The organism is Flavobacterium sp. UBA7663 (assembly GCF_002483315.1).
GTDB lineage: Bacteria > Bacteroidota > Bacteroidia > Flavobacteriales > Flavobacteriaceae > Flavobacterium.
The window spans coordinates 1-4,429 of the sequence record NZ_DLHR01000003.1 but is presented as its reverse complement, the minus strand read 5'-3'; the positions used below and the strand labels follow the sequence as shown (position 1 = coordinate 4,429).

The 4,429-nt window shown below is 33.8% G+C and carries 7 protein-coding genes; all 7 read left to right on the top strand.

Annotation, left to right across the window (positions count from 1 at the left end; all coding sequences use genetic code 11):
* A partial coding sequence (locus B2741_RS00520) for a hypothetical protein (RefSeq protein ID WP_291134356.1) occupies positions 1-530 on the top strand: 530 nt, incomplete at its 5' end.
* Positions 531-661: 131 nt separating this feature from the next.
* On the top strand, positions 662-1,462 hold the full coding sequence (locus B2741_RS00515; protein WP_291134353.1) for a TIGR02391 family protein: 801 nt from the start codon (positions 662-664) through the stop codon (positions 1,460-1,462).
* Between the two features lie 176 nt (positions 1,463-1,638).
* Positions 1,639-1,995 carry a hypothetical protein gene (locus B2741_RS00510; RefSeq protein WP_291134350.1) on the top strand — a complete coding sequence of 119 codons (357 nt, stop codon included), beginning with the start codon at positions 1,639-1,641 and terminating at the stop codon, positions 1,993-1,995.
* A 205-nt stretch (positions 1,996-2,200) separates the two neighbouring features.
* Positions 2,201-2,455, top strand: a complete 255-nt coding sequence (locus B2741_RS00505) for a hypothetical protein (protein WP_291134348.1) — start codon at positions 2,201-2,203, stop codon at positions 2,453-2,455.
* Complete coding sequence (locus tag B2741_RS00500; RefSeq protein ID WP_291134345.1) at positions 2,446-2,763, top strand: type II toxin-antitoxin system RelE/ParE family toxin; 318 nt, start codon at positions 2,446-2,448, stop codon at positions 2,761-2,763. The genes B2741_RS00505 and B2741_RS00500 overlap by 10 nt, the downstream gene beginning before the upstream one ends.
* A 242-nt stretch (positions 2,764-3,005) precedes the next feature.
* The gene (locus B2741_RS00495; protein ID WP_291134342.1) at positions 3,006-3,383 is read left to right on the top strand and encodes a hypothetical protein; all 378 of its coding nucleotides are present in this window, start codon (positions 3,006-3,008) and stop codon (positions 3,381-3,383) included.
* A 623-nt stretch (positions 3,384-4,006) separates the two neighbouring features.
* Complete coding sequence (locus B2741_RS00490; RefSeq protein WP_291134339.1) at positions 4,007-4,393, top strand: hypothetical protein; 387 nt, start codon at positions 4,007-4,009, stop codon at positions 4,391-4,393.
* The last annotated feature ends 36 nt before the right edge of the window (positions 4,394-4,429 follow it).

Genomic DNA, 4,429 nt, shown 5'->3' with positions numbered 1-4,429 from the left:
CCGCGAAACGTTATAGGCAAGCTTATAAAACAGCAATGAAGAAAAAACAAAATCTATTGATTCTGTCTCTATCCATAATAACGTTTTTCGTTATCGGGTTTCTATATGAAATAGATTATCGAATTTTAACTAGAAGCTCTGTAAAGTATTTCGCGAGTTTTAAAATTGAGTATTATGGCGGAAAAGGTTTCAGAATTTTTGAAACTGACATTGCCTTTATTCTGACTTTAATTCCCATAAGCTTTTTTATACTATCTAAAAATTTAACTTCACTTATAAAGAAGCTGATATTAGCAATGATTTATTTAGTCGGCATTATTGGATTCTATTGCTTTTACTGCTATTTAGAAAGTGAATTTATTTCAATAACTTCTAAACTCGGAGCATATCGGAATGGCAATTTTATGTATCATTCGAATAACATAAATTACAGAGGAATATTATTTTCAACTATTATATCAACCTTTGTTATTGGAATTGTTTCAAAAAAAATCATAACAAAGCCAGCCTATAACAGCCGCCATGACTAATTGCTGGTTTTGTGTCGCCGGAAACATCAATTTCATTAACTTCGTTCACAGTAGCGGAGAATACTCTGCTATCTTGGCCGCAACTAGACATGGCGGCGAAACGTTATGCCTCATTATAAAAAAACCGTAAAATGACAAATAATTTTGACCTTAACACGCTCAGAAGTATAGCGGAGATAATTGGAGATATTTTGACTCATAAACAAATTGATGAGCAATTCTTAAATGCAAATATTATTGATAGCGGAGAAGGAACAAATAAGCCTGATAGAATCTATCATTCTTTAAAACGAAAACAGAATCAAGACAACTGCGCAAATAATGTATTAAGCTTCATTTTGAGAATTATAAATCCAAAAAGATATGGTGATGAAGTTGCGTTTGAAAAAGACAGAACAAGGATAAATGAAAAACTTCTGTATGAAGGAATTGAGATCAATAAAGCTGGCGAAGCAAAAACTGTTGACAAGGCGAAAACAATTTCAGAAGCAAAAAGAAGGTCATTGAAAATAAAAGAAAGAGTTCATGGAATTGGAATTCACTATGAAATTTTACCTTATTGTGAGTCAGAATGGTTAAATGAAAATTACTTCCATGCAATTCTTGAAATCACAAAAAGTGTTGCTCAAAGACTTAGACAGAAAAGTGGTTATTCATCTGATGGTGGAGAATTAGTTGATGAATGTTTTGGGCTTGGAAAAGATAAAAAACCGATGTTGGCTTTTAATATGTTGCAAACAGAAAGTGAAATAAGCGAACATAAAGGTTTTGGAAATTTTGTTAAAGGATTTTTCAGTATGTACAGAAATCCAAAAGCTCATGACCCAAAACTTATGGAAGATACACAGTTGACAGAAATGACCGAAGTTTTAGTTGTGGCAACTATAATTCAAAACAAATTAGACAACACATATAAAACAGGATTAAAATAACGAGGCATAACAGCGGTCACGAGAAATTGCTGGTTTTGAGTAGCTTCAGCTCCATTTTCACGAATAAATTCTATATTAGCGGAAAGTACTCGTTTCGCTTGCATCGCAACTTCGCGTGTCCGCGAAACGTTATAGGCAAGCGCTGGAAAACATAGCGCTAAAAAATAGAAACTTTTATGGAAAACAAATTTTGTTGGCGCTGTAATGGAGAAGTTAAAATGCTTAATGATGAAGAATTTGAGTTGTGCAGAAATGCATGGTTTCATGGAAAGCAAGTTGTTGACAGCGAATTGAAAAAACGGAATATTGAAAACTATATTTGGCTTGAGGAAATAGAAACGTTTGAACAGTATAGATATTTACTAGAAATGTACCAAATAATAACTGGAGAATACGAACCAAATCCTTTAGCTATAATGCATCATCAAATCAGCCAATTTGGAAAAGATTGTCCTAATTGCGGAAAACCTTTCAGAACTCCAAAAGCTAGATATTGTGCAAGCTGTGGATTTGGAAAAGAGAATTTAAGTTAGATTAAATATTGCGCCAGCCTATAACAGCCGCCATGACTAATTGCTGCATTTGTGTCGCCGGAAACTCCAATTTCATTAACTTCGTTCACACAAGCGGAAAATACTCTGCTATCTTGGCCGCAACTAGACATGGCGGCGAAACGTTAGTGGCAAGCTTAAAGAAAATCTTTCGCAGAATAAAATCGTTTAGAGATAATTTGTATTTTTGGAAAAAGATTGGATTATGGATTTGCAAACAAGAAAAATATTATTCGTCCAAGAGTTTCTTAAACTAGAAAGTGAGAAAGCCATTACTCATTTAGAAAAATTACTGGTCAAAGAAACTAAATCGGATTCTGCATTCGCTCCAATGAGTATTCAAGAATTTCAAAAGAGAATCGATCAATCTTCAAATGATTCAAAAAACGGTCGTCTTACAGAATCAAATGAACTACTTTCTGAAATAGAAAAATGGAGTTAAAGATTTATTGGACCGACTTTTCTAAGAAAGAACTTAAAAAGATATTTGATTATTACAAAGAGAACGCAAGTCTAAATGTTGCCAAAAATCTTGTGATAGGAATTATCAAAGAAGCCACTAAATTACGGAAACAACCTACAATTGGGCAAATAGAAGAGGCTTTAGAAAAATCAGAAAAGGATTTTCGCTATTTGGTTTTCAAAAGTTATAAAATTATCTATTGGCTAAATATTGAAAATAATTCCATTGAAATTTTTGACGTATTTGATTCGCGCCAAAGTCCAGTTAAAATTAAGCGCGGCAAATAAAGCCAGCCACTAACACTTACTATGCGATCATTGCTGGTTTTCAGTAGCTTCCACTCTATTTTCACGATTAAATTCTATCTTAGCGGAAAATACTCGTTCCGCTTTGAACGCAACGTCGCATAGTAAGAGAACGTTAGCAGCAAGACTAACAATCATCATCTATAAAATATTAAATGAGATTTATAATACTTATTCTTTTTACTTGTTTCTGCAATGCGCAGAAAAAAATAAATTACTCAGATTTGGCATTCGCTTTCTTTAAAGACTCTATCATAAAAAATGATTCTATTAGCTATAAAGTAAATAAGAATCTCTTAGGAAAATATAGTCCAGATTTTGAACCTGAATGTCTAAAAAGTTTTAACCGAACCAAAGTCCTTAAAGTTGAAAAAAAATATGAGTACTTATCTTATCCTACAAATAAAATCAGCAATTTCTATCTAAAAAATCCCGATTGGGCAATTCCATCATTAAAAGTATCCAAATCATACAGTAATAAACGTAATATGCATTTTGTTTTTATAGATTTGAACTTCAGTTCAAGTGGTTTCATTTATTTTCTAGAATTGAATGAAATTGGAAAAGTCTTAAACTGGTGTAAATTAGATTACATTGAATAAAGTCCAGCTGCTAACACTTACTATGCGATCATTGCTGGTTTTCAGTAGCTTCCACTCTATTTTCACGATTAAATTCTATCTTAGCGGAAAATACTCGTTCCGCTTTGAACGCAACGTCGCATAGTAAGGGAACGTTACTTGAAATCGCTCCGCGCCCGCTCCAATATTGCGTCTTGCTTGAGAATTCCGCAAACGCATTTTTTTCACTTTGTATATAAAACACGATTGCGAATTTCTTTAAAATCCCAAAGTTTGTCGAAACCGATCGTCGAATATTGAAATGGAAAATAATTGTCGAAATTCTTGGGTCCAATCTTGCGCAATCTTTGTCCGTTGCGTGTTTCAGGAAAAATACTTTGCATTTTTCAACTTTGGCGATTCGGTTTGTAGATTTACTAATGTCAGCTCTTTCGTGCTCAACTTTCGTGTCGCGACATTCAAGTAACAGCGGTCACGAGAAATTGCTGGTTTTGAGTAGCTTCAGCTCCATTTTCACGAATAAATTCTATCTTAGCGGAAACAACTCAGTTCGCTGGCTTCACAACTTCGCGTGTCCGCGAAACGTTAGCAGAAACGCAATATCACGATCGTCAAAAACAACACATATGAAACTAAGCTTATTGGTGCTCCTCATTTTTTGCTCAGCAAACGCATTTTCTCAAAATGATACAATTTCTGTTCCCAGAAAAATTAAAGAAAAGCCTACATCAGAATATCTTTCAATTATTAGTCTTATCGCTAGTCCTGAAAAATATTATGGGAAACGAGTTAGTGTTACTGGTTACATGATTACGGAATTTGAGGGCACCGCAATTTATCTTAGTCGCGAGGATTTTGATAATAGAATCTATAAAAATTCTATTTTCCTGTTGATTGGTAAAGGTTCCGATTATCAATATTACAATAAGGAATACGTCACGCTCGATGGAACTTTTATTCAAGGAAATGGACATATGGGTTTATTTAGCGGAATGTTAAAAGACGTTGGCTACATTATAAGGAAGCACTAATTCTGCGATTCTGCTAACAGCGGTCACGAGAAATTG